22 protein-coding genes are annotated in these 24,636 nt (G+C 70.6%); 13 read left to right on the top strand and 9 right to left on the bottom strand.

What is annotated here, in order from left to right:
- Nucleotides 1-110 precede the first annotated feature (110 nt).
- On the bottom strand, nucleotides 111-1,532 hold the full coding sequence (locus ACFSVL_RS16555; RefSeq protein WP_378305387.1) for a gamma-aminobutyraldehyde dehydrogenase: 1,422 nt from the start codon (nucleotides 1,530-1,532) through the stop codon (nucleotides 111-113).
- Nucleotides 1,533-1,679: 147 nt separating this feature from the next.
- Here ACFSVL_RS16555 and ACFSVL_RS16550 point away from each other — a divergent pair, with 147 nt between their 5' ends.
- Nucleotides 1,680-2,792 carry a M20/M25/M40 family metallo-hydrolase gene (locus ACFSVL_RS16550; RefSeq protein ID WP_378305046.1) on the top strand — a complete coding sequence of 371 codons (1,113 nt, stop codon included), beginning with the start codon at nucleotides 1,680-1,682 and terminating at the stop codon, nucleotides 2,790-2,792.
- Here the strand turns inward: ACFSVL_RS16550 and ACFSVL_RS16545 are convergent.
- Nucleotides 2,718-3,491, bottom strand: coding sequence for a TetR/AcrR family transcriptional regulator (locus ACFSVL_RS16545; RefSeq protein WP_378305044.1), 774 nt, complete (start codon nucleotides 3,489-3,491; stop codon nucleotides 2,718-2,720). The genes ACFSVL_RS16550 and ACFSVL_RS16545 overlap by 75 nt on opposite strands.
- 203 nt (nucleotides 3,492-3,694) lie before the next feature.
- Between ACFSVL_RS16545 and ACFSVL_RS16540 the strand changes: the two genes are divergently transcribed.
- The 10 genes from ACFSVL_RS16540 to ACFSVL_RS16495 are packed head-to-tail and all read left to right on the top strand — an operon-like array spanning nucleotide 3,695 to nucleotide 15,383.
- Nucleotides 3,695-5,392: a peptide ABC transporter substrate-binding protein gene (locus ACFSVL_RS16540; RefSeq protein ID WP_378305042.1), complete on the top strand. Its 1,698-nt coding sequence runs from the start codon at nucleotides 3,695-3,697 to the stop codon at nucleotides 5,390-5,392.
- Nucleotides 5,393-5,426: 34 nt separating this feature from the next.
- Nucleotides 5,427-6,392 (top strand): ABC transporter permease, encoded by a 966-nt coding sequence (locus ACFSVL_RS16535; RefSeq protein WP_378305040.1) that lies wholly within the window; start codon nucleotides 5,427-5,429, stop codon nucleotides 6,390-6,392.
- Nucleotides 6,389-7,252: an ABC transporter permease gene (locus ACFSVL_RS16530; protein ID WP_378305038.1), complete on the top strand. Its 864-nt coding sequence runs from the start codon at nucleotides 6,389-6,391 to the stop codon at nucleotides 7,250-7,252. Before ACFSVL_RS16535 ends, ACFSVL_RS16530 begins: the two co-directional genes overlap by 4 nt.
- Nucleotides 7,249-8,244, top strand: coding sequence for an ABC transporter ATP-binding protein (locus ACFSVL_RS16525; protein ID WP_378305037.1), 996 nt, complete (start codon nucleotides 7,249-7,251; stop codon nucleotides 8,242-8,244). The genes ACFSVL_RS16530 and ACFSVL_RS16525 overlap by 4 nt, the downstream gene beginning before the upstream one ends.
- Nucleotides 8,241-9,221, top strand: a complete 981-nt coding sequence (locus tag ACFSVL_RS16520) for an ABC transporter ATP-binding protein (protein WP_378305035.1) — start codon at nucleotides 8,241-8,243, stop codon at nucleotides 9,219-9,221. The genes ACFSVL_RS16525 and ACFSVL_RS16520 overlap by 4 nt, the downstream gene beginning before the upstream one ends.
- On the top strand, nucleotides 9,211-11,046 hold the full coding sequence (locus tag ACFSVL_RS16515; RefSeq protein WP_378305033.1) for a S9 family peptidase: 1,836 nt from the start codon (nucleotides 9,211-9,213) through the stop codon (nucleotides 11,044-11,046). Before ACFSVL_RS16520 ends, ACFSVL_RS16515 begins: the two co-directional genes overlap by 11 nt.
- A gap of 21 nt (nucleotides 11,047-11,067) precedes the next feature.
- Nucleotides 11,068-12,459 carry an NAD(P)/FAD-dependent oxidoreductase gene (locus ACFSVL_RS16510; RefSeq protein WP_378305031.1) on the top strand — a complete coding sequence of 464 codons (1,392 nt, stop codon included), beginning with the start codon at nucleotides 11,068-11,070 and terminating at the stop codon, nucleotides 12,457-12,459.
- A 26-nt stretch (nucleotides 12,460-12,485) separates the two neighbouring features.
- Complete coding sequence (locus ACFSVL_RS16505; RefSeq protein ID WP_378305029.1) at nucleotides 12,486-13,367, top strand: LysR family transcriptional regulator; 882 nt, start codon at nucleotides 12,486-12,488, stop codon at nucleotides 13,365-13,367.
- A gap of 57 nt (nucleotides 13,368-13,424) precedes the next feature.
- On the top strand, nucleotides 13,425-14,486 hold the full coding sequence (locus ACFSVL_RS16500; RefSeq protein ID WP_378305027.1) for a tartrate dehydrogenase: 1,062 nt from the start codon (nucleotides 13,425-13,427) through the stop codon (nucleotides 14,484-14,486).
- Nucleotides 14,487-14,498: 12 nt separating this feature from the next.
- Nucleotides 14,499-15,383, top strand: coding sequence for an alpha/beta fold hydrolase (locus ACFSVL_RS16495; RefSeq protein WP_378305025.1), 885 nt, complete (start codon nucleotides 14,499-14,501; stop codon nucleotides 15,381-15,383).
- Between the two features lie 21 nt (nucleotides 15,384-15,404).
- Here ACFSVL_RS16495 and ACFSVL_RS16490 read toward each other — a convergent pair whose 3' ends face one another.
- Both ACFSVL_RS16490 and ACFSVL_RS16485 read right to left on the bottom strand, forming a co-directional pair.
- Nucleotides 15,405-17,411: a S9 family peptidase gene (locus tag ACFSVL_RS16490; RefSeq protein ID WP_378305023.1), complete on the bottom strand. Its 2,007-nt coding sequence runs from the start codon at nucleotides 17,409-17,411 to the stop codon at nucleotides 15,405-15,407.
- 217 nt (nucleotides 17,412-17,628) lie between these two features.
- On the bottom strand, nucleotides 17,629-17,814 hold the full coding sequence (locus ACFSVL_RS16485; RefSeq protein ID WP_378305021.1) for an amidohydrolase family protein: 186 nt from the start codon (nucleotides 17,812-17,814) through the stop codon (nucleotides 17,629-17,631).
- Between ACFSVL_RS16485 and ACFSVL_RS16480 the strand changes: the two genes are divergently transcribed.
- Nucleotides 17,806-17,982: a hypothetical protein gene (locus ACFSVL_RS16480; protein ID WP_378305019.1), complete on the top strand. Its 177-nt coding sequence runs from the start codon at nucleotides 17,806-17,808 to the stop codon at nucleotides 17,980-17,982. The genes ACFSVL_RS16485 and ACFSVL_RS16480 overlap by 9 nt on opposite strands.
- Nucleotides 17,983-18,007: 25 nt before the next feature.
- Here the strand turns inward: ACFSVL_RS16480 and ACFSVL_RS16475 are convergent, their stop codons facing one another.
- Nucleotides 18,008-18,706, bottom strand: a complete 699-nt coding sequence (locus ACFSVL_RS16475) for a barstar family protein (RefSeq protein WP_378305017.1) — start codon at nucleotides 18,704-18,706, stop codon at nucleotides 18,008-18,010.
- 59 nt (nucleotides 18,707-18,765) lie between these two features.
- Here ACFSVL_RS16475 and ACFSVL_RS16470 point away from each other — a divergent pair, with 59 nt between their 5' ends.
- A complete protein-coding gene (locus ACFSVL_RS16470; protein WP_378305015.1) occupies nucleotides 18,766-19,656 on the top strand; it encodes a lipase family protein in 891 nt (296 codons plus the stop codon).
- 8 nt (nucleotides 19,657-19,664) lie between these two features.
- On the opposite strand, the gene ACFSVL_RS16465 is transcribed toward ACFSVL_RS16470, so the two are convergent.
- From ACFSVL_RS16465 to ACFSVL_RS16450, 4 genes are read right to left on the bottom strand one after another with little or no spacing between them, the layout of a single operon-like run.
- On the bottom strand, nucleotides 19,665-21,338 hold the full coding sequence (locus tag ACFSVL_RS16465) for a S8 family serine peptidase (RefSeq protein WP_378305013.1): 1,674 nt from the start codon (nucleotides 21,336-21,338) through the stop codon (nucleotides 19,665-19,667).
- Nucleotides 21,335-21,562, bottom strand: a complete 228-nt coding sequence (locus tag ACFSVL_RS16460) for a hypothetical protein (RefSeq protein ID WP_378305011.1) — start codon at nucleotides 21,560-21,562, stop codon at nucleotides 21,335-21,337. Before ACFSVL_RS16460 ends, ACFSVL_RS16465 begins: the two co-directional genes overlap by 4 nt.
- A 14-nt stretch (nucleotides 21,563-21,576) precedes the next feature.
- The gene (locus tag ACFSVL_RS16455) at nucleotides 21,577-23,919 is read right to left on the bottom strand and encodes a cyanobactin maturation protease PatG family protein (RefSeq protein WP_378305009.1); all 2,343 of its coding nucleotides are present in this window, start codon (nucleotides 23,917-23,919) and stop codon (nucleotides 21,577-21,579) included.
- Nucleotides 23,920-23,955: 36 nt separating this feature from the next.
- The gene (locus ACFSVL_RS16450) at nucleotides 23,956-24,111 is read right to left on the bottom strand and encodes a hypothetical protein (RefSeq protein WP_378305007.1); all 156 of its coding nucleotides are present in this window, start codon (nucleotides 24,109-24,111) and stop codon (nucleotides 23,956-23,958) included.
- Nucleotides 24,112-24,636 lie beyond the last annotated feature (525 nt).

Here is a 24,636-nt window from a genome sequence, read left to right as displayed (position 1 = left end):
ATTCTTTCAAGACTGTGAGGGGCACCCTGAGGGAATCAGATTCCCTCAGGGTTCCCCTCACGGACGACTCGGCGGCTGCCTTCGGAGAGAACGCCGGCAGCCCGCGTCCGCTACGCCCAAGCGCTCATGACGTGCTTGATCCGGGTGTAGTCCTCCAGGCCGTACAGCGAGAGATCCTTGCCGTAGCCGGAATGTTTGAACCCGCCGTGCGGCATCTCGGCCACGAACGGAATGTGCGTGTTGAGCCACACCACGCCGAAGTCGAGTTTCGCCGACATTCGCATGGCGGTCGAGTGGTCCCGGGTCCACACCGAGGACGCCAGGCCGAACTCGACGTCATTGGCGAGTCTTGTCGCCTCGGCCTCGCTGTCGAACGGCTGGACGCTGATCACCGGGCCGAAGATCTCCTCCTGGATCGCCTCGTCGTCCTGGCGCAGGCCGGAGACGACCGTGGGAGCGTAGAAATACCCGACGTCTCCCACGCGATGGCCGCCGTGGTGGACGACGGCATGAGGCGGGAGGCGTTCGACGTAGCCGGCGACCCTGGCGAGCTGGTCCGCACTGGCGAGCGGGCCGTAGAAGCTGTCGGACCGCCCCGGCCCGGTGGGCGTCGCCGCCGCTCGTTCCGTCAGCGCCGTCACGAACTCGTCGTGGACTTCGCGGGCGACGAGCACCCGGCTCGCGGCCGTGCAGTCCTGGCCCGCGTTGAAATACCCGGCTTCGGCGATCGCGCGGGCCGCGGCGGGGAGGTCGGCATCGGCGAACACGACCGCCGGGGCCTTGCCCCCTAGTTCCAGGTGCACCCGCTTGACGCCGGCCGCGGCCGCCTCGGCCACCTGTTTGCCCGCTCGGACGGAACCGGTGATCGAAACCATGTCCGGACGCGGGTGGGCGACCAGGGCACGCCCGGTATCCCGGTCGCCGAGGACGACGTTGAACACCCCTGCGGGGAGGAACTCGGCCGCGATCCCGGCAAGCAACGCCGTGCTGCCCGGCGTGGTGTCGGACGGCTTGAGCACCACGGTGTTCCCCGCGGCGAGCGCGGGCGCGATCTTCCAGACCGCCATCATCAGCGGGTAGTTCCACGGGGTCACCTGTGCGCACACCCCGACCGGCTCGCGCCGGACGAACGAGGTGTGGCCGGGCAGGTACTCCCCCGCGGCCCGGCCTTCCAGCACCCGCGCCGCGCCGGCGAAGAACCGGAGCTGGTCGACGCACGGTCCCAGCTCTTCGGTCAGCGTTGTCGCGAACGGCTTTCCGGTGTCCGCGCACTCCGCCTCGGTCAGCTCGTGCGCGCGGGATTCCACGGCGCCGGCGATGTCCAGCAGCGCTCGTTGCCGGGTCGCCGGCGTGCTCCACCGCCAAGTCTCGAAAGCCTTCGCGGCCGCGTCCATCGCCGCGTCGACGTCGGCCGGGCCCGAGAGCGGCGCGGTGGCGTGGATCCGCCCGGTGGCGGGATCCACAATGGACAGTTCACGGCCGTCGAGCGCGTCGGCGGGCTCGCCGTCAATGACGTTGCGGATCGTGCGCAAGCGGGTCACGAGATGCCTTTCGGGTCACGGGGCTTCCTCTCGTTATCGCACATCGCCGGAGCTGACGCAAGGGAGATAGCCCTTGTCATAGTCAATCTTATTGATTAGCGTTTGCGGGCAGCTGACCTGCGCCGAAAGGACTCTCCCGTGCCCCAGCTGGACAACGACCTGACTCTGCACCGGCTGGCCGAGCTGGTCTCGGCCGAGACGCCGTCCGCGCACGCGGAGGGACTGCTGCGGTGCTACCGGCTCCTGCGGGAATGGGGGGATCCGCTCTTCGGCCGCCCGGCGGAGATCGTGACCGTACGCGGCACGCCGCACCTGTTCTGGCGCCCCGTCCGCGAGCCCGCCGTGCTGCTGCTCGGGCACGCGGACACGGTCTGGCCGCTGGGCACCCTGGCGGACCGCCCCTTCCGGGCGGCGGACGGCCGGGCCACCGGACCGGGCGTGTTCGACATGAAGGCCGGCCTGGTCCTGGCACTGGACGCGCTCGCGCTGGCAGCCGACACCGCGCACGTCGGGATGCTCGTGACCGGCGACGAGGAGATCGGGTCACCGACTTCCCGGGCGCTGATCGAGAAAGCCGCGGCGGAGGCGGCCGCGGTCCTCGTGCTGGAACCGAGCCTTGGCGGCGCGGTGAAAACGGCCCGGAAGGGCGGGGCCTTCTACAGCGTGGACATCACGGGGCGGGCATCCCATGCGGGGCTCGAGCCCGAGTCCGGGATCAACGCGCTGCTGGAACTGGCCCACCAGACGCTGGCCGTGCACCGGCTCGGCGATCCGGCCAAGGGAACCACCGTGACGCCGACTGTCGCGACCGCGGGCACGGTCACGAACGCCGTGCCCGCCGCGGCGTCGCTGCGCGTCGACGTGCGGGCTTGGGAAAAAGCCGAGCTGGACCGGGTGCACCGCAGGCTCGGCGAGCTGACGCCGGTCGTGCCCGGCGCGTCGATCACGCTCAGCGGGGAAATCAACCGCATGCCGCTGGAACAACAATCGTCGCGGGACCTGCTCGCCCTTGCCCGCCGGATCGCGGAGCGCCAAGGGCTGGGCGACGTCGCCGAAGCCGCGGCCGGCGGCGCTTCCGACGGGAATTTCACCGCGGCGCTGGGCATTCCGACGCTCGACGGCCTCGGGCCGGACGGCGACGGCGCGCACGCCCGGCACGAATGGGCCGACCTGGCCTCACTCGGCCGCCGGGCCCGCCTCGTCGCCGGACTGCTCGACGCCCTCGCCGATCCCCTCCCGCCGGCGGCGTGACCGCTCCGCCCGCAGCTCGATCGCGTCGAGCATCATCTCCAGGCCGGTGTCGAACGCCACCGGCGAGCTGAGGCTCGGCAGCAGATCGGCATGCGCGGCGATGGCCGGGTACTGCTCCGGGTCGAGGTGGCGGTATTCGACCTGCCACGCCAGCTCGTCCCTCTTCCGGACCTCGGGGTCGAGCGCCTGGAAAGCCGCTTCCAGGCTGGCGACCGAGCGGACGAAGTTGCCCAGCGCGCGCTGGACCACGACCGCTTCGGCGGGTTCGAGCCCGGCCCGGTGCAAAGCGTCCAAAGTGAACTCGACGTTCGAGAACTCCACCGGCCGCCGGGTCGTGCGCATGACCATCTCCTGTGCGAACGACGCGTAGCGCACGTAATGCTCGCGCACCCGCTGGGAAATCGTCCACAGGTCGGCCCGCCAATCGTCCGTCGGGCTCACCGTGCCGCCGTAGGAGCGGGCGCGCAGTCCGTCGACCAGTTCGAGGAACAGCTCGTCCTTGTCGCGGAAGTAGCGGTACACCGAGGTCGGGTGCGCGTCCAGTTCGGCGCCGATGGCCTGGAAGGTGAGCCCGCCGAGGCCGTCTCGCAGCGCGATCGTCTCCGCGGCCTCCAGGATCGCCTCGCGGCTGAGGCTGTCCCGAGGCCGGCGCGCGCGGCCCGTCTTCGGCGGTTGCTTGCCTTGCCGTGTACCTGCCATCCACCCCTCCTCGTTGTGCGCCGCATTCTCGCACGCCGTCCCGGCCGTCGCGGCAGAGCTGTAGTCAATAACGATGACTATAACCGTGCCCATACCCCTTGCAAACCTTCTGACGTGCCCTTACAGTTCCTCCACATCGCGCTGCCGTCGTCCGGCACCTGCGCGCTCAGTCAGTTCAGGGGGCCGAAAAGAAAGGCCGCAACATGACGACCCGGATCACCTCGCGACACCGCGCCTGCCTGGCGGGCGCCGCGTCGGCCGTCGCCTTGCTCGCGACGGCGTGCACGAGCGGCGGACTGCCAGGGGCGAACGCGAACGGGACGGGCCCGGCGGTCCCGGTCCGCCAGGGCGGCGCCATTGTGATCGGAGCCGAGCAGGAACCCGACTGCGCGGACTGGATTTCGACCTGCGCGGGGTCCATTTGGGGCACCTACCTGATGGACGTGCCGACGATTCCCCGTGCGTTCGTGCCCCGCAAGACCGGCGGTGCCTGGGGCCCGGTCCCCTCCCCCGTACTCGCCGGCGAACCCGCCGTCGCCACCGCGGGGACACAGCAGAAGGTCACCTACCGGATCAACCCGGCCGCGGTCTGGTCGGACAAGGAACCGATCACTTCCCAGGACCTGAAGTACACCGCGCTGCAGATCCGCGACGGCAAAGACGTGCTCGACAAGACCGGGTACGACCGGATCGCGTCCGTCGACACCCCCGATCCGAAGACCGCCGTGGTGACCTTCAACGGCCCCTACGCCAACTGGCGCGCGCTTTTCAGCGACACCGTGGGGATCCTCCCGAGCCACCTGCTCGCCGGCAAGGACCGCGACGCGCTCATGAAGGACGGCTACAGCTTCAGCGGCGGCCCGTGGAAGATCGATTCCTGGAAGCGCGGCAGCTCGGTCACCCTGGTGCCGAACCCGAACTACTGGGGCGAGAAACCGAAGCTGGACAAGGTGACCTTCCAGTTCACCGCCGACACCGCGGCCGCGTTCCAGGCCTTCAAGAGCGGCCAGCTCGACGCGCTGTACCCGACTCCGCAGCTCGATTCGGTCGACCAGATCAAGAACGGCGTGCCAGGCGCTCGCTCCACAGTGGACCCGCAGTCGGGCAACCTGGAAGCGCTCTGGATGAACAACGGCAAGTTCCCCTTCGACTCGGCCGTGTTCCGTCAGGCGGTGTCCTACTCCGTCGACCGGGACGCGATCGTCAAGCGGCTCTACGGCGCGCTCGGCGTCACCAAGTCCGCGCAGAGCTTCCTCACACCGATCCTGCCGCAGTACAGCGGCGCCGACTTCAGCCAGTACCGCCTCGACCTCGCCAAGGTCGCCAGCCTGATGCAGGGGGACGGCTGGGCGAAAGGCCCCGACGGCATCTGGGCCAAGAACGGCAAGCGCGCGGCGTTCTCCGTCGCGTCGCTCGCCGGGAACAAGCGGCGCGAGCTGACCGAGCAGATCCTGCAGCAACAGCTCAAAACCGCCGGGTTCGAGCTCACCATCGCCAATACCACCGCGGCGGAGCTGTTCAGCAAGGCCGCCCCGAGCGGCAATTACCAGCTCGGCCTGTGGACGCTGGTGGACACCTTCCCGCAGCCCTCGCTGGGCCAGTCGTTCAGCACCGCCACGATTCCCTCCGCGGCCAACGGGAATTCGGGGCTGAACCTGGCCCGGATCAGCTCCCCCGAACTGGACCGCGCGCTGGGCACGCTGGACACGAGCCTCGACCAGGGCGCCCGGATCGCCGCGGCCAAGCAGGGCGACCGGATCCTGGCCCGCGACGCGAACTCGCTTCCGCTGAGCGCGATCCCGAACGTCCTGCTCTGGAACACCAAGATCGGCGGCCCGCTGTCCATCAACCCCAGCAGCGGTCCCTGGTGGAACCTCGAGCAGTGGGGTCTCGCCTCCTGAGCCGCCGGAACTTGTCACAGGCCAAGGAGGTCTGATGCTCACGTACGCATTGCGGCGCCTGCTGTACTCCGTGCCCGTCGTGCTCGTCGCGTCCTTCCTGCTCTTCTGGGGGGTGCGGATCGCTTTCGACCCGCTGGCGAAGCTGCGCGCGATCCCGGACCCGGGAGTGGTCGCCCGCGAAACCGCACGGCTCGGTCTCGACCGGCCGGTGCCGGTGCAGTACTGGTTGTGGCTCAAGGCATTCGTCTCCGGCGACTGGGGGATCAGCACCCGCACCGGCGGCGACGTCCGGGGCATGGTCTTCCCCGCGCTCGGGACGACGGCGCAGCTGGTGGTCTGGGGCGCGTTGTTCGCCGCACTGGTCGCGCTGGCCGTCGGCGCCTATTCCGCGGTGCGCCAGTACTCGGCCGGGGACATCGCGCTGACCGGGCTGTCCTACCTCGGCGTCGCGATGCCGCCGTTCTGGCTCGGGCTGATCCTCATCCAGCTGCTGGCCGCCTGGCCGCAGCAGCAGTTCGGCACGGCCGACCCGCCGCTGTACTTCGTCGGCCTGCACTCGGTGTCCGGCGGCGGCGTGGCCGACTACCTGCGCCATCTGGTGCTGCCGGTGCTGACCCTCACGGTCAGCCTGGTAGCCAACTGGAGCAGGTTCACCCGCGCGACGATGCTCGAAACGCTCGCCAGCGACTACGTGCGGACTGCCCGGGCGAAAGGCGTCCCGCGGGGACAGGTGGTCATCCGGCACGCCCTGCGCACCTCGCTCGGCCCGTTCGTGACCGTCGCCGCGGTCGACGCGGGCGTCCTGTTCGGCGGCCTTGTCGTCACCGAACAGGTCTTCGCGATCCAGGGCATGGGGCGGCTGTTCCTGGACTCGCTGCTCGCCGGGGACGTGTTCGTCCTGGTGCCGTGGATGCTCGTGATCGCGGTCGCGGTCATCGGATTCAACCTGCTCGCCGACATTTCCTACGCGCTGCTCGACCCCCGGGTGAGGTTGCGATGACCCGTTCTCCGTCCCGCTCGCAATGGCAACTGGCCCGTCGCCGGTTCGTGCGGCACAAGCTCGCCGTGACCGGCCTGAGCGTGCTGGCCGTCCTTCTCGTCTGCTGCTTCGGCGCGGACTGGATCGCACCGTTCGCGCGCAACGCCCAGGACCTGGCGCTCGGTCCCGCCGGGCCGTCCGGCGCACACTGGCTCGGCACCGACGAACTGGGCCGGGACTACCTCAGCGAACTCCTGTACGCCGGCCGGATCTCGCTGGCGATCGGGGTGTCGGTCGCGCTGCTGGCGACCCTGCTCGGCACCGCGCTCGGCGCGCTGGCCGGCTACTTCGGGGGCTGGGTCGACGAGGTCGTCATGCGGGTCACCGACCTGTTCCTGGTCGTCCCGGCGATCGTCGTGCTCGCTCTCGCGCTGCAGGGGTTCGGCAAGTCTCCCGTCACGATCGTGCTCGTGCTCTCCGCGCTGTTCTGGACCTATGTCGCGCGGGTCGTGCGCGGACAGGTGCTTTCTTTGCGGGAGAAGGAATACATCGCCGCGGCGATCGTGCTCGGCGCGCGCCGGCGGCGCGTCGTGGTGCGGCACATCCTGCCCAACCTCACCGGCGTCATCGCGGTCAACACCTCGCTCGGCGCGGCCACCGCGGTGATCATCGAGTCGACGCTCAGCTTCCTCGGCTACGGCGTCCAGCCGCCCGAAACCAGCTGGGGCAACATGCTGAGCCAGGCATCCGGCCTGATCGGCACGGACAAGGTGTACCTGCTCTATTTCCCCGGCCTGTTCATCCTGCTCACCGCGCTCGCCATCAACTTCGTCGGCGACGGCCTTCGCGACGCGTTCGACCCCCAAGGAGCCACGCCGTGACCCTGCTCGAAGTCGACGACCTCACCGTGCGCTTCCCCACCGACGACGGCCTCGTCACCGCCGTCGCCGGGCTCTCCTTCCGGATCGAACCCGGGCAGACGCTCGGCGTCGTCGGCGAATCCGGTTCCGGCAAGAGCATCACGTCGATGGCGGTGCTCGGCATCCTGCCGCGCCGGGCTCAGGTCAGCGGGTCGATCCGGTTGCGCGGCCGGGAACTGCTCGGGCTCTCCGAACGGGAACTGCGCCCGGTGCGGGGCAACCGGATCGCGATGATCTTCCAGGACGCGCTCGCCGCGCTCAACCCGGTCCGCACGGTCGGCGAGCAGATCGCCGAAGCCATCCGCGTCCACGACTCCCGCCCGAACCGCGCCGAACTGCGGCGGCGCGCGGTCGACCTGCTCGACGTCGTCGGCATCCCCTCTCCGGCCGACCGGGCCCGGCAGTACCCGCACGAACTCTCCGGGGGCATGCGCCAGCGCGTGATGATCGCGATGAGCATCGCCAACGAACCGGAGCTGCTCATCGCCGACGAACCCACCACCGCGCTCGACGTGACGGTCCAGGCCCAGATCATGGACGTCGTCGAACGGATCCAAGACCGCACCGACGCGGCGATCCTGCTGGTCACCCACGACCTCGGCGTCGTCGCCGGCGTCGCCGACCGCGTGCTGGTGATGTACGCGGGCACGAAGGTCGAAGAAGGGCCGGTCGAGCCGATCTTCTACGAGACCGCGCATCCCTACACCCGGGGCCTGCTCGCCTCGCTCCCCCGCCTGAACCGGAGCGAGCGCGGCGAGCTCTACCGGATCCCCGGGCAGCCGCCGAGCCCGCTGCACCGGCCCGCCGGGTGCGCCTTCCACCCCCGCTGCCGCTATGCGCGGCCAGGCCAGTGCGACGTCGACGTCCCCCCGCCCGCAGAGGTCGGCGACGCGCACACCGCGTCGTGCCTGCGGGTCCATGAACTCGATGAACCGGGCGAGGTGCCGGCATGACCATCCTCGACGTACACGACCTGGTCAAGGAATACCCGGTCCGCTCCGGGCTCCGGCGCAGGCAGACCGGCTCGGTGCAAGCGGTGTCCGGGATCGGGTTCACCCTCGATCGCGGCCGGACGCTCGGCCTGGTCGGCGAAACCGGGTGCGGGAAAAGCACGCTCGCGGGCTGCCTGGTGCGGCTGATCGAACCGACCGCGGGCCGGGTCCTGCTCGACGACGAGGACTTCACCGCGCTCGGCCCGGAGGCGCTGCGGGCGGCGCGGCGCAGGATCCAGATGGTCTTCCAGGACCCCTACGCCTCGCTCAATCCGCGGATGACCGTCCGCTCGATCATCGGCGAAGCCCTGGAGATCCACGGCCTGCACCGCGGCCGGGAACACCAGCGCGTCCAGGAGCTGCTGGAGCTGGTCGGGCTCGACCCGGACCACGCCGGCCGCTTCCCGCACGAGTTCTCCGGCGGCCAGCGCCAGCGCATCGGCATCGCCAGGGCGCTCGCCGTCGACCCGGACGTCATCGTGCTGGACGAACCGGTCAGCGCACTCGACGTGAGCATCCAGGCCGGGGTGCTGAACCTGCTGGAACGGCTGCAGGACCAGCTCGGGCTGGCCTACCTGCTCATCGCGCACGACCTTGCCGTCGTGCGGCACGTCAGCGACGACGTGGCCGTGATGTACCTGGGCCGGATCGTCGAACAGGCGCCGGCGGACGAGCTTTACGAACGCCCGCAGCACCCCTACACCCAGGCGCTGCTGTCCGCGGTGCCGGTGCCCGACCCGCGGGCGGAGCGGGCCAGGACGCGCCTGGTGCTCTCCGGGGACCTGCCCAGCCCGGCGAACCCGCCGTCCGGCTGCCGCTTCCGGACCCGGTGCTGGAAAGCCACCCAGGTCTGCGCGGACGAAGCACCGCAGCTGCGGACCGACGACCGCGGCCACCAGGTCGCCTGCCACCACAAGGAGTTGCGTCATGTCATCTGAGCCCGCCACCGGCTGGAGGACCCGGTTCGAGGTCCCGATCCGGGTGAGCAGCACCCGCTGCCCGGGCGCCACCGGAGTCGAACTCCTCCTGGAGATCGGGAAAACCGGCCGCGAAGTGTCCTTTTGGGACCCCGCGACCGGCGCGATCACCCCCGTCGGCGGGTTGCCTCCGCACGTCGACTGCCCGGCTCCCGGACCGCACGGCCGCTCGGTGCTGATGCTGAAAGACGAAACGGGCGCCGAGATCGGGCACCTGTGGTCCTTTCCGGCCGACGGCGGCCCTGGCACCGACCTCACCCCGGACCTGCCTGGCTACGCACTGCGCGGCATCGACGTCGCCGAGGACGGCTCGGCGATCGTGATCGCGGCAGCCGACGAGGCAGGCTTCGGGCTCTGGCTCCTGCGCCCGGGCCTCGAACCGCGCCACCTGTACCAGTCGCCGTACGAGGCGTGGAACAGCCGGGTGTCCGCCGACGGCGCCTACGCGAGCATCAACACGACCGACCACAATCCCGGTGTCCGCCGCTTCGCGGTCACCGTCTCCGACGAACACGGCACCGTCGTCGGAGTGCTGTCCGACGGGCCTGAAGCGCCGGTGCAGGGCATCCGGTTCTCGCCGGCGCCGGGTGATCCCCGGATCCTCGTCAGCACCGAGCGCACCGGGTTCGCCCGGCCCGCGGTCTGGCACCCGGTGACCGGGGAGCGGGTCGACGTCGACGCGCCGGACCTGGCCGGGGACGTGGTCCCGCTGGACTGGTCCGACGACGCGAACCTGCTGCTGCTCGCCCACGTCGACGAGGGCATCCACCGGCTGTACGAGTTCGACCTGCGCTCGGCGGAGCTGACCGCGCTGGACCACCCGGACGGCGCGTACTTCAGCCCGGACGTCGCCTCGCCGCTGCCCGTCTACTGGACCTCCCACTACGGTCCCGGCCGGGAGATCCGCCTGGTGCGCCAGCGGTTCGACCTGCCTATGGAGGTGCTTGTCCTGGACTCGCCGCGGCAGGAACCGCGGACGCTGCTCGCCTCCGCGCCGGTCGTGGCGGGCACCGCGCTGGGCTCGGAGCGGATCGCGTCGCGCGACGGGACGAAACTGCAGCTCTGGGCCGCGGCCCCGCGGACAGCGACCGGTCCGGTCCCGACGGTGCTGTCCGTCCACGGCGGCCCGAACCTGGTCACCGTCGGCGCCTACGAACCGGCGGCACAAGCCTGGCTCGACGAAGGGTTCGGCTATGCGGCATTGAACTACCGCGGCTCGGTGACCTTCGGCCGGGAATTCCGCGAGGGCTTCTGGGGCGCGGTCGGCGACCGGGAGCTGGAAGACGTCGAGGCGGCCAGGAACTGGTTGGTGGACAACGGGATCGCGTCGGAGGTGTTCATCACCGGCGCGTCCTACGGCGGGTTCCTGACGCTGCTGAGCCTCGGCCGGCTGCCGGGCCTGTTCGCCGGCGGGCTCGCGTCGGTGGCGATGGCCGACTGGCGGCTGGCCTACGACGACATGGCTCCCGCGTTGCAGGCCGCCTGGCGCGGGTTCATCGGCGGCACCCCGGAAACGGCGCCCGAACGGTTCGCGCACAGCTCCCCGCTGACGTACGTCGAGCACGTCCGGGCTCCGGTCCTCATCAGCCAGGGCCGCGCGGACTCCCGGACCCCGGCGCGCCAGGCGAGCGAATACGTCCGCCGGTTGCGCGCGGCGGGCGGCGACGCCCTGCTCGACTGGTTCGAGGGCGGACACGAGACCACCAGCACCACCGCGATGGCGGAAACCATGGACCGCGAACTCGGCCTCGTCCGCCGCGCGCTGCGCGGCGAACGCTGGTCCTGACGGGAACGGATCTTCCCTCTCATGAACGTCAACGCTTCTCTGCGCGACGCCAGCCCGGAACCGTACTGGCTGCAGGATCCGGCCCGCCCGCGCGCCCGGCCCGCGCTGGTCGAGGACACCTCGGCCGACCTGGTCGTCGTCGGCGGCGGCTACTCGGGCCTGTGGACCGCCCTGCTGGCCAAGGAACGCGACCCCGGCCGCGACGTCGTGCTGCTCGAAGGCGACCGGATCGGCTGGGCGGCCTCCGGGCGCAACGGCGGGTTCTGCAGCGCCAGCCTCACCCACGGCCTTCCGAACGGCCACCGCCGGTGGCCCGCCGAACTCGCCCTGCTCGAACGGCTCGGCCAGGAAAATCTCCAAGCCATCGAGGACACCCTGACCCGCTACCGCATCGACTGCGACTGGCAGCGCAGCGGCGAGATCCAGGTCGCCACCACAGCCCACCAGCTCGCCGAGCTCCACGCGTCCGCCGAACTCGCCCTTCGCTACGGCAAGGACGTGGAAGTCCTCGACGGCAAGCGGATCCGCGCCGAGGTGCACTCGCCGGCCTTCCTCGCCGGGTTGTCCGATCCCGCCGGCACCGCGCTCGTGCATCCCGCCAAGCTCGCGTGGGGTCTCGCCGCCGCGTGCGAGAAGCTGGGCGTCCGGATCTTCGAGCGCAGCCGCGTCACGTCGCTGGACGACGACGGCAGCGGCGTCACCGCCCGGACGGGGTACGGCACCGTCCACGCCCGCCAGGCCGCGCTGGGCACCAACGCCTTTCCCGCGCTGCTGCGGCGGATCCGGCCCTACACCATCCCGGTCTACGACTACGCGCTGATGACCGAACCGCTGAGCGAAGCCCAGCTGGCCGCGATCGGCTGGCAAGGACGGCAGGGACTGGCCGATGCCGGCAACCAGTTCCACTACTTCCGGCTCACCGCGGACAACCGCGTCCTGTGGGGCGGATACGACGCGGTTTACCACTACCGGGGCAGGGTCCGCGCGGAACACGACACCCGGCCCCAGACCCACCGGACGCTGGCCGCCCACTTCTTCCGCACCTTCCCCCAGCTCGACGGCCTGCGCTTCAGCCACGCCTGGGGCGGGGCGATCGACACCTGCACCCGGTTCACCGCCTTCTACGGCATCGCCCGCGGCAAGATCGCCTACGCCGCGGGCCATACCGGGCTCGGGGTGGGCGCGACCCGGTTCGCCGCCGACGTCATGCTGGACCTGCTGGCCGGCGTGCCCACCGAGCGCACCAGCACGAGGATGGTCGCCACCAAACCGCTGCCGTTCCCGCCGGAACCGCTGCGCTGGACCGGTGTCCAGCTCACCCGGCGCTCCCTCGCCAGGGCCGACCGCCGCGGCGGCAGGCGCAATCTCTGGCTCAGGGCGATGGATCTCGTCGGCTTCGGATTCGACAGCTGAGCCCGCCGCCCCGAAGACTGACTGCCATGGACGCCCGCCAACTGCGTTACTTCCTCGCGGTCGTGGACCACGGCAGCGCGAACAAGGCCGCTGCCGCGCTGTACGTCGCGCAACCTTCGCTGTCCCAGGCCATCCGCGCGCTCGAACGCGATCTCGGGCTCGACCTCTTCCACCGCGCCGGGCGCCGCCTCGTGCTCACGGACGCGGGCGCCGCGCTGATCGAGCCCGCGCGCCAGGTCGTCCGGGGGCTGGCCGCCGCGCGGTCCAGTGTGGACTCCGTCGCCGGCCTGCGGGTCGGCCGCGTCGAGATCGCGGCCATGCCGTCGCAGGCCGTCGACCCGCTCGCGCGGATGGTCAAGGCGGTCACCGACGCGCACCCCGGTCTGTCCGTCGCGATCCGGGCCGCGTTCACCGCCGACGACGTCGTCCGGCAAGTCCGAAGCGGACAGACCGAGCTGGGCCTGCTGGCCGCCGCGGGCCCGCTGGCCGCCGCGGGCGTCGAGCTGCATCCGCTCGGGCGGCAGCGCTTCGTGCTCGTCTGCCCGGCCGACGGCCCGTTCGCGCCCGGCGCGGTGGTGCGCCACGAGGATCTCGCCGGGCAGCGGCTCATCGTCGGCCAGCACGGCACCGGGATGCGCCACGTGGTCGACGAGATCCGGGCCGCCGGGATCGAGCTGGCCGAGGTCGTCGAAACCGAGCACCGGGAAGCCGTCCTGCCGCTCGTGCTGTGCGGAGTCGGGGTCGCGGTGCTCGCCGACTCCTGGGCGCCGCTCGCGCGGCAGGCCGGTGCGCTGGTCCTCGACCTCGAACCGGCGCGGCACCTGGAACTCGCGCTGGCCAGCCGGACCGGCGGGCTAACCCCGGCGGCGGCCGCGTTCCTCGCGACCGCTTATAGCCAGGGCCGATAACGAGGGGTGGAACTGCATCTTGGACGCGGCCCCCGCACAGATGATGGCATCGACGCCATGCTCACCCACCGCATCGCGCTCATCCCCGGCGACGGGATCGGGACAGAGGTCACTCCCGCCGCCTGCCGCGTGCTCGACACTGTCGGCAGGCGCCACGGCGTCACGTTCGTTTACGACGAGTTCGACTGGTCGTGCCGGCGCTACGCCGAGCTGGGCGCGATGATGCCCGAGAACGGCCTCGACCGGATCCGTCACCACGACGCGATCTTCCTCGGCGCGGTCGGCGCCCCGGCGGTCCCGGACCACGTTTCCCTGTGGGGCCTGCTGATCCCCATCCGCCGGAACTTCCGCCAGTACGTCAACCTGCGGCCGGTCAAGGTCTTCGAGGGCGTGGAGAGCCCGGTGCGGCGGGCGCGGGCAGGAGAGGTCGACCTCGTCGTCGTCCGGGAGAACGTCGAGGGCGAATACAGCGAGATCGGCGGCAGGCTCGGCCGGGGCTTCCCCGACGAGATGGCGGTCCAGGAAGCCGTGTTCACCCGCGCCGGCACGACTCGCGTCGCCGAGTACGCCTTCCGGCTCGCGCGGCGGCGCCGGAACCGGCTGACCTCGGCCACCAAGTCGAACGGCATCGTGCACACCATGCCGTTCTGGGACGAGATCGTCGCCGGGACCGCCGGCGCGTACCCGGAGGTCGCCTGGGACTCCGAGCACATCGACGCCTTGTGCGCCAAGGTGGTCCTCGACCCGGCGCGATTCGACGTCCTGGTCGCGTCCAACCTGTTCGGGGACATCCTCAGCGACCTGACCGCCGCCGTCGCGGGCGGGATCGGCATCGCGCCCGCCGCCAACCTCAACCCCGAGCGCGAGTTCCCGTCGATGTTCGAACCAGTGCACGGCTCGGCCCCGGACATCGCCGGGCGCGGGATCGCCAACCCGCTCGGGGCGATCTGGACCGCGGCGCTGCTGCTGGACCACCTCGGCCACGGCGACGCCGCCGCCGAAGTCGAGGCTGCCATCGCCGGCGTTCTCGCCGAGACGCCGCTGCGCACGCCCGACCTCGGCGGCACGGCCACGACCGAGGCCTTCACCCGAGCTGTCCTGGACTTCACCACCGCCTGAACCGGAGCCCCGATGAGCGTCCCACTCCCCCCGGCCTTCGCCTACCACTCCGTCGATGCCGGCGGGGTGCGCATCCACTGCGCCGTCGGCGGCGACGGGCCGCCGCTGCTTCTCCTCCACGGCTATCCGCAGACCCACCTGATCTGGCATCACGTCGCACCGCTCCTCGCCGCCACGCACACCGTCGTGCTCGCCGACCTGCGCGGGTACGGGGACAGCGACAAACCGGCGCCAGGTGACGGCGACGCCGAGTACGCGAAGCGCGCCATGGCCCACGACCAGCTCCTGGTGATGAACGACCTGGGGTTCGAGCGGTTCGGCGTGGCCGGGCACGACCGCGGCGGCCGGGTCGGCCACCGGCTCGCCCTCGACGCGCCCGAAGCCGTGTCGGCATTGGCGGTGCTGGACATCGTCCCGACCCGGCACACGTTCGAACAAGCCGGCATGGAGTTCGGGCTCGGGTACTACCACTGGTTCTTCCTGGCGGCCGGGCACGGGATCCCCGAACACCTCATCGGCGCCGACCCGGAGTTCTGGATCACCGCGCGGATGACCGCCCGCCACCGCGGCGGCACGCCGTTCGAGCCGGCGGCTGTCCGGGAGTACGTCCGGTGTTTCTCGGACCCGGCCGCGATCGCGGCGTCCTGTTCGGACTACCGCGCGGCCGCGGGCATCGACCTCGAGCACGACCGCGCCGACGCCGGCCGCCGGGTGACGGCGCCGCTCCTCGCGCTGTGGGGAGAGCACAGCTTCGTCGGACGCAGCTACGACGTCCTTGCCGTGTGGCGGGATTACGCGAGCGACGTCCGGGGACGGGCGCTGCCTGCCGACCACTACCTGCCGGAGGAGCAGCCGGAACTGGTGGCCGCGGAGCTCCGTGAGTTCTTCACCGGCTGAGCGCCGCGCAGCATCTCCACACTATGTGTCGCGTTCGCCGATCTTACCCGGCAGCGAGGACGGCGGCATGTAGCGCTCGAACCACTGCAGCATCCGCGTCAGGAAGTCGATCTGTGCGGGGAAAGCCCGCACGCCGTGCCCTTCCTCCGGGTAGATCGCCAGCGTCGACGGCACGCCGTGCGCGAGCAGCGCCTGGTGGAACTCCTTGGCCTGGCCGGGCGGCGTGCAGTTGTCCAGCGCGCTGGCCACGTTCAGGCACGGCGTGCGCGCCTTGCTCGCGTGCAGGACCGGGCTGCGCGTGTGGGCGTTGGTGCCCGCCTGCTCCGGATCCGCGCCGAGGAAACGGTTGCCCCACGCGGCGATGTTGCTCGTGAAGCTCTGGCTGTACCAGTCCGTGACCGGCGAAATCGGTACGGCGGCGGCGAACCGGGTGTCCTGGGTGACCAGCCACGACGACATGAACCCGCCGTAGCTGCCGCCGATCAGCCCGACCCGGGAGCCGTCGACGAGGCCGCGCTCGACCAGTGCGTCGATGCCCGACAGATAGTCGTGGGTGTCGGCGCCGCCCATGTCGCCGACGACCCGCGCGGCGAACTCCTGCCCTCGGCCCCCGCTGCCGCGAGGGTTCGGGCTGAGCACGGCGTACCCCTGCTGCACGAGCAGCGGAACCCACGCGTAGCGCATCGACCACGAGTTCTGGTACGCCCAGATCGGGCCGCCGTGGATGCTCACCACCAAGGGGAACGGGCCGTTCCCGGCCGGGCGGCACAGGATTCCGTCGATCTCCAGCCCGTCCGGTGCCGTCCAAGTCACGGCCTCGGCCGAACCCGCCGCTGACCGGAGGAATTCGGTGCCCGGATGAGCGACGGACGCGAGCGTCCGCGAACCGTCCGGGCCGCTCAGCACCAACTGCGGCGCCAGCTCGTAGGAGTCCTGCACGGTCACGACCCGGCCGTCGCCGGTGAACGCACCCTGCGGGTAGAAACCGCCGCCGCAGCAGGACAAGTCCGTCGAGAACACCTCCTCGGCCTCGCCGCCGTCGACCTCGATGATCCCGGCGACCGAGTCGAGGCGGCGCTGCCCGACGTAGCCGAGTCGCCCGGCGTCGAGCCATTCCAGCTGCGTGACGTCCGTGCCCCGCGTGCCGGGCCGCCGCACCGCACCGGTCGCCGGATCGACGAGCAGCACGTCGCCCGCGACCACCCACCGGTCGCTGCACACGGCTTCCACGACCGCCACCCACGCGCCGTCCGGGGAACCGGCGGGCAGCCCCAGCTGCACGTCGCTGCCGAGCAGTTTGCGCGCGTCGCCGGTGAGATCGATCAGGCTCAGGTGAGCCGTGTACCACTCGTCCTCGCCCGGCGCGTCGGAAGCGACAGCGACGACCCGGTCCGGCCCGCACCACGCGGCTTCCCAGCAGTTCAGCCCCTCCGGCGAGACCTGGGTCAGCTCGTCGCTCGCGACGGTGTAAACCCACAGGCTCCGCCACCCCGCGGCGTTCGTCCCGTCGTCCAGCTTCGGGAACCACGACGGCTTCTCCCGGACCTGCTTGGAGTTCGTTCCCGAACCCTGCCCGCCGGAGAGCTCGGCTCCGAGCCCCGCCACCCCGAGCAGCACCCTGCTGCCGTCCGGGGACCAGCAGGCGTACTCCACCGTGCCCGGGACCTCGGGAGCCGGCCGCGCTTCGCCGAAGCCATCGCTGGCGAGCAGATACAGCTGGAATACCCCGGCTTTGCCGCGGTCGGACAGGAACGCGAGCGTGCGGCCGTCCGGCGAGAACCGGGCGGACCTGGACGAGCCCTGCCCGGTGACCACTGCCCGGAGCTTGCCGCCCTCCGCCGTGTACACGGCCGTCCGCGGCAGCCCTTCCAGCTCGTCGAACACGGCACCCGTCACCACCGTCCGCGCACCGTCACGCGTCACGTGCGGCTCACGGATCGAATGCGGGAGGCCGAAAGCGGGCTCATGGACCGCACGCAGATGCTCCGTGACTTTCTGATGGGCCGCGGTGGTCGCCAGGTCTTCCACTCGGGATTCCTTCCTTCGCAGCGGCGGAACGCCGAGCCGGGCACCAGAGCCGCATCGGGCACGGCGTTGTACGGGACCTATCTTGGGCCCGAGCGGTGACTCAGGACAGCCGACAAGTGACAACGATTGTCCCGGCGGGGCACGACGTCTGTCGTCCGCGCCGGGTCGGGCAACCTCCGCTCGACGCCGCAGTGTCGCGTCCTGCCGAAGGATCGCGTCACAACCGGAAGAGCTTTTCGGCGTTGCCATGGGTGATCTTGTGTTTTTCCTCGCTGTCCAAGGAAAGCCCGTCGAGGAAGGATCGGGTGCCGTCGAGGGTGAGGTACGGATAGTCGACCGACCGGATCAACCGGTCGAGGCCGACGGTGTCCCGGATGAACTCGAAGTGCGCCCGGTGGAACATGCCGCTCGGGGTGATCCACGCGCGGACAAGCGGGTCGCCACCCTCGATGCCGATCTCGGCACCGGACTCAGCGCTGCCGAGCTGGCCACCCTCAAGGAGCTGCTCACCCGCGTCGCCGAAGCCGCACCGCAGGCCGGGGTGCGACGGCCGCGGGCCAAGACCTCCTGAGGGCCGTCAAACAGGAACTTAGACGCTAGCGGAAATCCACCACCACATCGAATTCACGCATAACATCCAGCACTGCATTGACAAACGCCACGCCTAGCACCTTTTCAGAAACTTCGAAATCTCCCCACACGACGCCGCTCAACGGCTTGAATTCACGACTAGACCTGATGCAATCAGCAAGCGCGTCCAGGCTGGACCCGAAGTATCCGCCAGGACCGTTGACTGCCTCGCCGAGCGCGCAGTAGAAGCCAGCCGTAGTCGAAAACCGAGAGCCATTCAGGTCGGCTACCTCGTTGGCTCCGTAGCGGACTGCGTCATGCCCGGTCGCGAACCACGAGTTCTGGACGACGTGAAGCCACGCCTCATGGCCACTGACGGAAAGGGATCTCCACCCCTCACGCTCAAGAGGGGCCTCAGCCGCCCACCTGCGCCAGATATTCCCGGCTTCGGGGAATTCAAACCGACTGCCGAAGAACCGAAATGGCACGCGCGACTTGACACCGCTCCGCGATTTGGCGTCGGCGAATATCACCGATCCGATGGGGTACTCCCCGATCTTGTCTCCGCGAGCGTTCATGACATCGAGGACCGCGTCGTCGACTCGCTCAACCTCACCATCCTCGGAGACGAAGCCCGCCAGCGGCAAGAACGAGTGACTTGGGCGCTCGGCGGAGTGAAAGAAGCGGCGGCTGCTGGCATGGCGGGCGACGGCGCCGGTAGGCACGAAGTATGGCGGCAGAACCGAAACCGCTGTCTGACATGTTGCCTTCGTGAGGACGGATCATGCCTGCGCCGACGTTGAATCACCAGGCCACCGGCTACGACGCCGCCCAGGCGTACGGCCTGGCTCGCATCGCCGAACTGGCTTACAAAAACCGCGAGGAGATCGAGGCGACCGCCAAGGAATGGGGGTTCGACCGGGTCCGCCATCACCACTCGACGTTCACGCCGCCGTTCGCGCTCAGCGACACCCAGGCGTACACCATGGCCAGTCCGACCATGGTGATCACCGCGTTCCGCGGGACCGAGCCGGCGCAGCTGCGGGACTGGCTGTCGGACATCGCCACCCCGCCCTGGCCGGGTCCGGCCGGCACCGGGCTGGTCCACTACGGCTTCGCGGAGGCGATGCGGGCGGTGTTCCCCTCCGTGCGCGATGCCGTCTCCGAACTGCGCGACGCCGAGCAGACGGTGTGGTTCACCGGGCACAGCCTGGGCGGGGCGCTGGCCATGCTGTCCGCCGCCTGGCTGCATTTCGAAGACCCCCGGCTTTCCGCGGACGGCGTTTACACCTTCGGCCAGCCCCGCACCTGCGACCGCGACTTGGCCAAGGCCTACGACGACGCGCTGGCCGGGCGCACCTTCCGGGTCGTCAACAACAACGACATCGTCGCGCAGGTGCCGCCCGAGCCGGTGTTCCACCACGTGGCTTCCCTCCGCTACATCGACTCCGCCGGCAAGGTCCGCGACTCCATGCCCGTGGTGTCCAATCTGCTCGACCGCGGCAAGGGCCTGACCGCCGACCTGCTCGCCCCCGCCGGCGACGGCGTCCGCGACCATTTCATCAAGGCTTACGTGAACGCCCTGCAGAACAATCTTCCCGGGGTACCGCGCCAGAATCGGGCAGAAAGCTCTGGGCTGGCAAACCCCCTTAAACGAGGACTTCCGTCCCTCTGAGCAGAGGATCAGGCGCGTTTTGCCCACGACCGGGGCTCGCCGAAGGTCACCGGGTCCACGTCGGCCACGTCCACGGTGAATCGCCACTCGGTGACGCCCCGGTACTCGTCGCCGGGGTTGGCGAACTGCAGGCAGATGTCCCAGCTGTCGCTGTCGGGGCGGCCGTACGGACTGCGGACGACGGCGAGGTCGCGCAACTCCAGGTCGCGTGCGGCGGCGAAGGCCACCGCGCGGGCGGGTGGGATCAGGTCGACGGCCGTGTGGTTGAGCGCGCGCTGAGGTGCGTGGCGGCCCGGGTTGCGCAGGGCGCCGGTCACCGCGTTCACGAAGTCGCGCAGGGCTGCTTCAACCCTGCCTACGAGGTGCGGCGGCGGCGCGATGGCCGCGACTGTCGTCCGGATCCGGTCGGCGACCGACCATGCCGACAAGCGGGCCGGCGCGGACAGCGTGAGCACTGGCACGACTCCGCCGCCGAGGGGGCGCACGTGTGTCCCGACCGCGGTGCCGGCCACGGAGACCAGGTCGACGGCGCGTTCCTGCGCGGCCAGCACCGCGATGAGCTTCGCGAAGATGTCGGCGCGGTACGGACCAGACGGAATGAGGGCGTGCTGCGGAGAGCCGTCGACGTCGACTGTCCACATGAGAGCGACGGCGGCCTCCGGGTGCGCGGCCAGGTACTCCGCCATCCACCGCGGATCTTCCGGACGAGCGAAGCGGTCGCGGTCCTGGCGTGAGGCGAAGCCGTACCCCAGGCGTCCCAGTGCGAACACCGGCGACACCGGCATCGGCAGCAGGCTGGGCACCACGTCGTCGGCTACGGCGGCTCGGGCCGCGGCCGCCAGGTTCACCTTGCCGGCGAGGCACCGGGCGGGTTCCCCGGCGCTGTCGGTGAGGCCGCAGGGGGTCGCGGTGGCCACGAGGGCGTCGCGCACGCCGAGCGGGTCGGCTGGCAGTCCCCTGCTGACCCGCGTGCTGGCCAGCAGTGCCGCGATGCCCGTCACGACCGGCGCGGCAACGCTCGTGCCTTTGCGCCGCCGGGTGCCGCCGGGGACGGCGTGCTCGAACTCGCCCGGCGCGACCACGGCGTGCGGCAGGTAGGCGCTGCCCCAGTTGCTGTAGCGGAACACCGTCCCGTCGTCGGCGTGCGCGCCCACGGCCAGCACGCCGGGCAGGATGGCCGGTGCCGCCAGCGTCCGCCCGCCCTCGTTGCCGGTCGGCGTCACGATCAGCACGCCCGCCTCGACAGCAGCCGCGACCGCCCGTTTGAACAGCGGATCCGCATCGCCCGACAGGGTCGGCAGCGCGACCGAGCAATGGATCAGGTGCGCGCCGGCCGCGACGAGGGCCTCGATCGAGCGGGCCAGGTTGAGCGGGTCGAGACCGTCGGACTCGACCCGCAACGCGGGAACCACGACACCGCGGCACCGGGGCACGAACCCCGGTGTCGCGCTGTCGTGCCGCCCGAACAGCACGGCCGTGATGAACGTGCCGTGCTCGACCGGAGGCCCGGTGTCCCGGGCCGAGCCGAGCCAGCGCGGTTCGAGCACCTCGATGTCCGCGCCGCGCAGTGCCGGGTGGCCGAGGTCGGGCCTGCCGTCGAGGACGCCGACCACGACGTCCGGATGCCCGGTCGACTCCCGCCACAGCTCCGGAACGCCGGGGATGTCGCGCAGCGCGGTCATCCGTCCGACGACCCCGACTGGGCGAGCCGGTGGAACGCGGGCACGTCGAACGACTGCGGATCGTTGAAGTTGTACCCGTGCACGAGGTGGACGTAGAGGCGGTTCCAGCGCTCCGCCGACGACGGGGAGTACCGCCGCAGCGCCTCGCGGACCACGTAAAGGTCCTCTGACCGCACGAGTTCCGGCCGGCGCACCGGCGGCGTCTGTTCCGGGAAGTACGACATGATTCGCCTCCAGCTCAGGACTCGCGCCAGCTGCGGACCGAACCGACCGTGACCGGGAAGACGTCGCTCACGTCGACCGTGTACCGGAACACGAGCCGGGCGAGCCGGGTGTCGGTCGGGTTGAAGAAGCTCAGCTTGATGTCCCAGGAGTCGCTGTCCGGTCGTGCGTACGGGCTCTTCTCGACGCCGAACTCGTCGAGCACCAGCTTCAGCTTCGTCGCCTGGGCGAACGTCTGGCCCGCCTGGAACGCGTTGGTCGCCGCGTAGTTGAGCGCCCGGTCCGCCGAAGCCTTGCCCAGGTTGCGCAGCTCGAAGTAGATCCGGTTGAGGAAGTCGCGCAGCGCCTCGCGGACGTCTTCCGGCTTGGGCCCGGCCGGGGCTTGCTCTTGGCGGAGGCCGACCTCGTCGTCCGGGCCGGCCTCCACGGCGGCGGCCGCGAGCTGCTTCACGTCCCAGCCGACCAAGCCCTCGGTCTGCTCGAGCTCGACCACCGGCACGACCTGCCCGGAGAACAGCCGGACGGTGCGGCCGGTGACCTTGCCGGGCAGCGCGATGCGCTCGATGAACCGCCGGGTGCGCTCGCCGCTGATGATCGGATGGGCCGCCTCCGCGCATTCCAGGCCCTTCTTCGCGCACTCGGTCAGCGACGGGGCCTGCTCGATCAGCTTGTTCTTGTCCTTGGCGGGCTTGCCGAACTCCGGCGCTTTCCCCCACGCCGCGTCCGCGGCGTTCTTCGCGTCCAGCACCGCCTTGAGCCGGGGGTCGTCCGGCTTCGCGTACTTGCGCGCCGTGATGCACATCCACTTCGCGTGGTACAGCACGTTGTCCGCCTGGTGGTAGGCGTCCTCGGCGATGCTCTTGAACTCCGGGTCCTTGGCGTCCTCGATCAGCTTCTTGAGGTTCGCCAGATCGTGCGGCTCCTTCTGGAACTTCCGCACCCGTTGGAGCCTTCGATCGGCCTCGGCCGCGTCGTCCACTTCCGATTCGGTGGTCGTCGTCGCGGCCACCTGGCCGTCCAGCAGATCGACCAGGCGCTGATAGACCTCGGGCCCGAAGCCGCCGATCCCCTCGATCGCGTAGACCGGCGTGAGCTCCAGGTTGAGCGTCCAGATCAGGCGGTTGGACTCGGACGGTTTCTTCCGCAGGTAGTTCACGAGCTGTTTGGCGTCGTACGGGTTCGGCGGCGGCTTCGGCTGCGCGCCCGGCTCCGGCTTCTGGGCGGCGGCGAGGGCCTGCTTGAACGAGTCGCGCCGCGCCTCCGTGCCGAAGTCGTAGCCGAGCGCGCCGATCGCGTACACCAGGGAACTCGGTTCGGGCTCCGGATCGACGGCCGACGGGACGACCTCCTCGCGGTCGGGCTCCGGCTCGTAGCGGTGCACGACCTGGTGCGGCACCGCCGGTCCGGGCTCCGGGGCGACGTCCGAGCACGCGCACGACTGGACGACCTCGGGCTCGGGCTCGGCGGGGGTTTGCGCTTCTTCGATCTGAGTGGTCACGAGGTTTACCGCTCTTTCGATGTCGAGTGTTCCGGTGAGGAGGCGTAGGCAAGCGGCCGGATCGTCCGAGCCGCACGGCGTCGCGGTGGCGAGCAACGCGTCGCCGATCCCCGGCGGGTCCGGCCTGCGGCCCGCGGCGACCTGGAGGCTGAGCAGCAAGGCCGCGACGCCGGCGACCAGCGGGGTGGCGAGGCTGGTCCCGCTGCGGCGGGCGACACCGCCGCCGGGCACCGGGCACAGCAGGTTCTCGCCCGGTGCGAGCAGGCCGCGCCGCTGGTACTCCGCGCCCCAATTGCTCACGTCCATCGGCTTTCCGGAGTCCGCCAGCGCACCGACCGCGAGCACGGACGGCAGCGCGGCGGGCACGTGCGCGCAGAAGCACCCGTCGTTGCCCGCCGCCGCGACGACCAGCACGCCGCGCTCGGCGCACCGGCGGACCGCCCGTGCCAGCAGGTCGTCGGCGCCGCCGGCCGCGGACAACCGGCCCGCGCTGACGTTGACCACGTGCGCGCCCGCTTCCACCGCGGCCTCGATGCCCCGGGCGAGGTCGAGTTGCGTGGTGCGCGGCCTGCGGTCGGAGAACACCGGCACGGAGACGATCCGGCAGCCCGGCGCGACCCCGGGAGCCGGACCGCCGTGCCGCCCGGCGAGCACACCGGCGACGGCCGTCCCGTGCGTACCCCGGGCGCCAGGCGTCGCGTCGGCGGTCCAGAGCGACCCCGCCGTCGTCAGCGCGACCCCGGCCAGCGCCGGGTGGCTGTTGTCGACCGCTCCGTCGACAACAGCCACCCGGATCCGGTCGTCTCCGGTGGTGCGTGCCCACAGCGCGGCCAGGCCGGGGATCGCGGAAAGGTCAGCCACGATGCCCCCGCTCGGTGTCGCGACGCGGGCACTGGATCATCGGGCGTCGTCGCCGGCGAACGGGATGTTCTTCCACGTGATGCCGCCCCAGATGGACTGGTCGACACCCTCCTCGGTGGTGGCCGTGCCCGCCGCCGGACGGCTGACCGGTTCGACGATCTCCGGTGCGAGGGCATTCTCGTGCTCGAACATGCGAGTCTCCTTTGTTGACGGGAATTCCGGCAAGAACCGGACGGGAGAAGACGTTATTTATGCCGGGGAAATACGTCAATTACCCGACTGGGCGGCGCCTCGCCAGGAATAAGTTTCACGTACCCTTGGGGGAATATTCTTTCTTCCCGAGTCCGCCACGTTCGGAAGGCTGGCGCGAAGACCGCGACAGGATTTCATTTGACCTCGCGGACGTCATTCGAACGAGGGTCGCCGGTGACCGGCTGAACCCCACCGTGGCAACGGATTCCACCCTGTGGAGACCCCGAGGAAAGCGTCGTTCCCGGCCTCCGATTTCGCCGGATCGCGAAATCCGGTTATTGCGCGACGAGTCGTTTTCGTTCGAGAGTTCAACCACACACCGTGACCACCGGCCGACGCCCATCGAACGACCCGCTTCACTCTTGCGGCCTACGACAGGCAGTGGTGCCAAGTCAGTATTGATGACTTGATGGCTGAGTGGTTATTCATTTCGCCATTCACGCTTCCGGACCAGCTGTCCCATGA

Origin of the sequence: Amycolatopsis silviterrae, assembly GCF_042684085.1 — a bacterium.
Taxonomy (GTDB): domain Bacteria; phylum Actinomycetota; class Actinomycetes; order Mycobacteriales; family Pseudonocardiaceae; genus Amycolatopsis; species Amycolatopsis silviterrae.
This window is presented reverse-complemented; position numbering and strand designations above follow the sequence as displayed.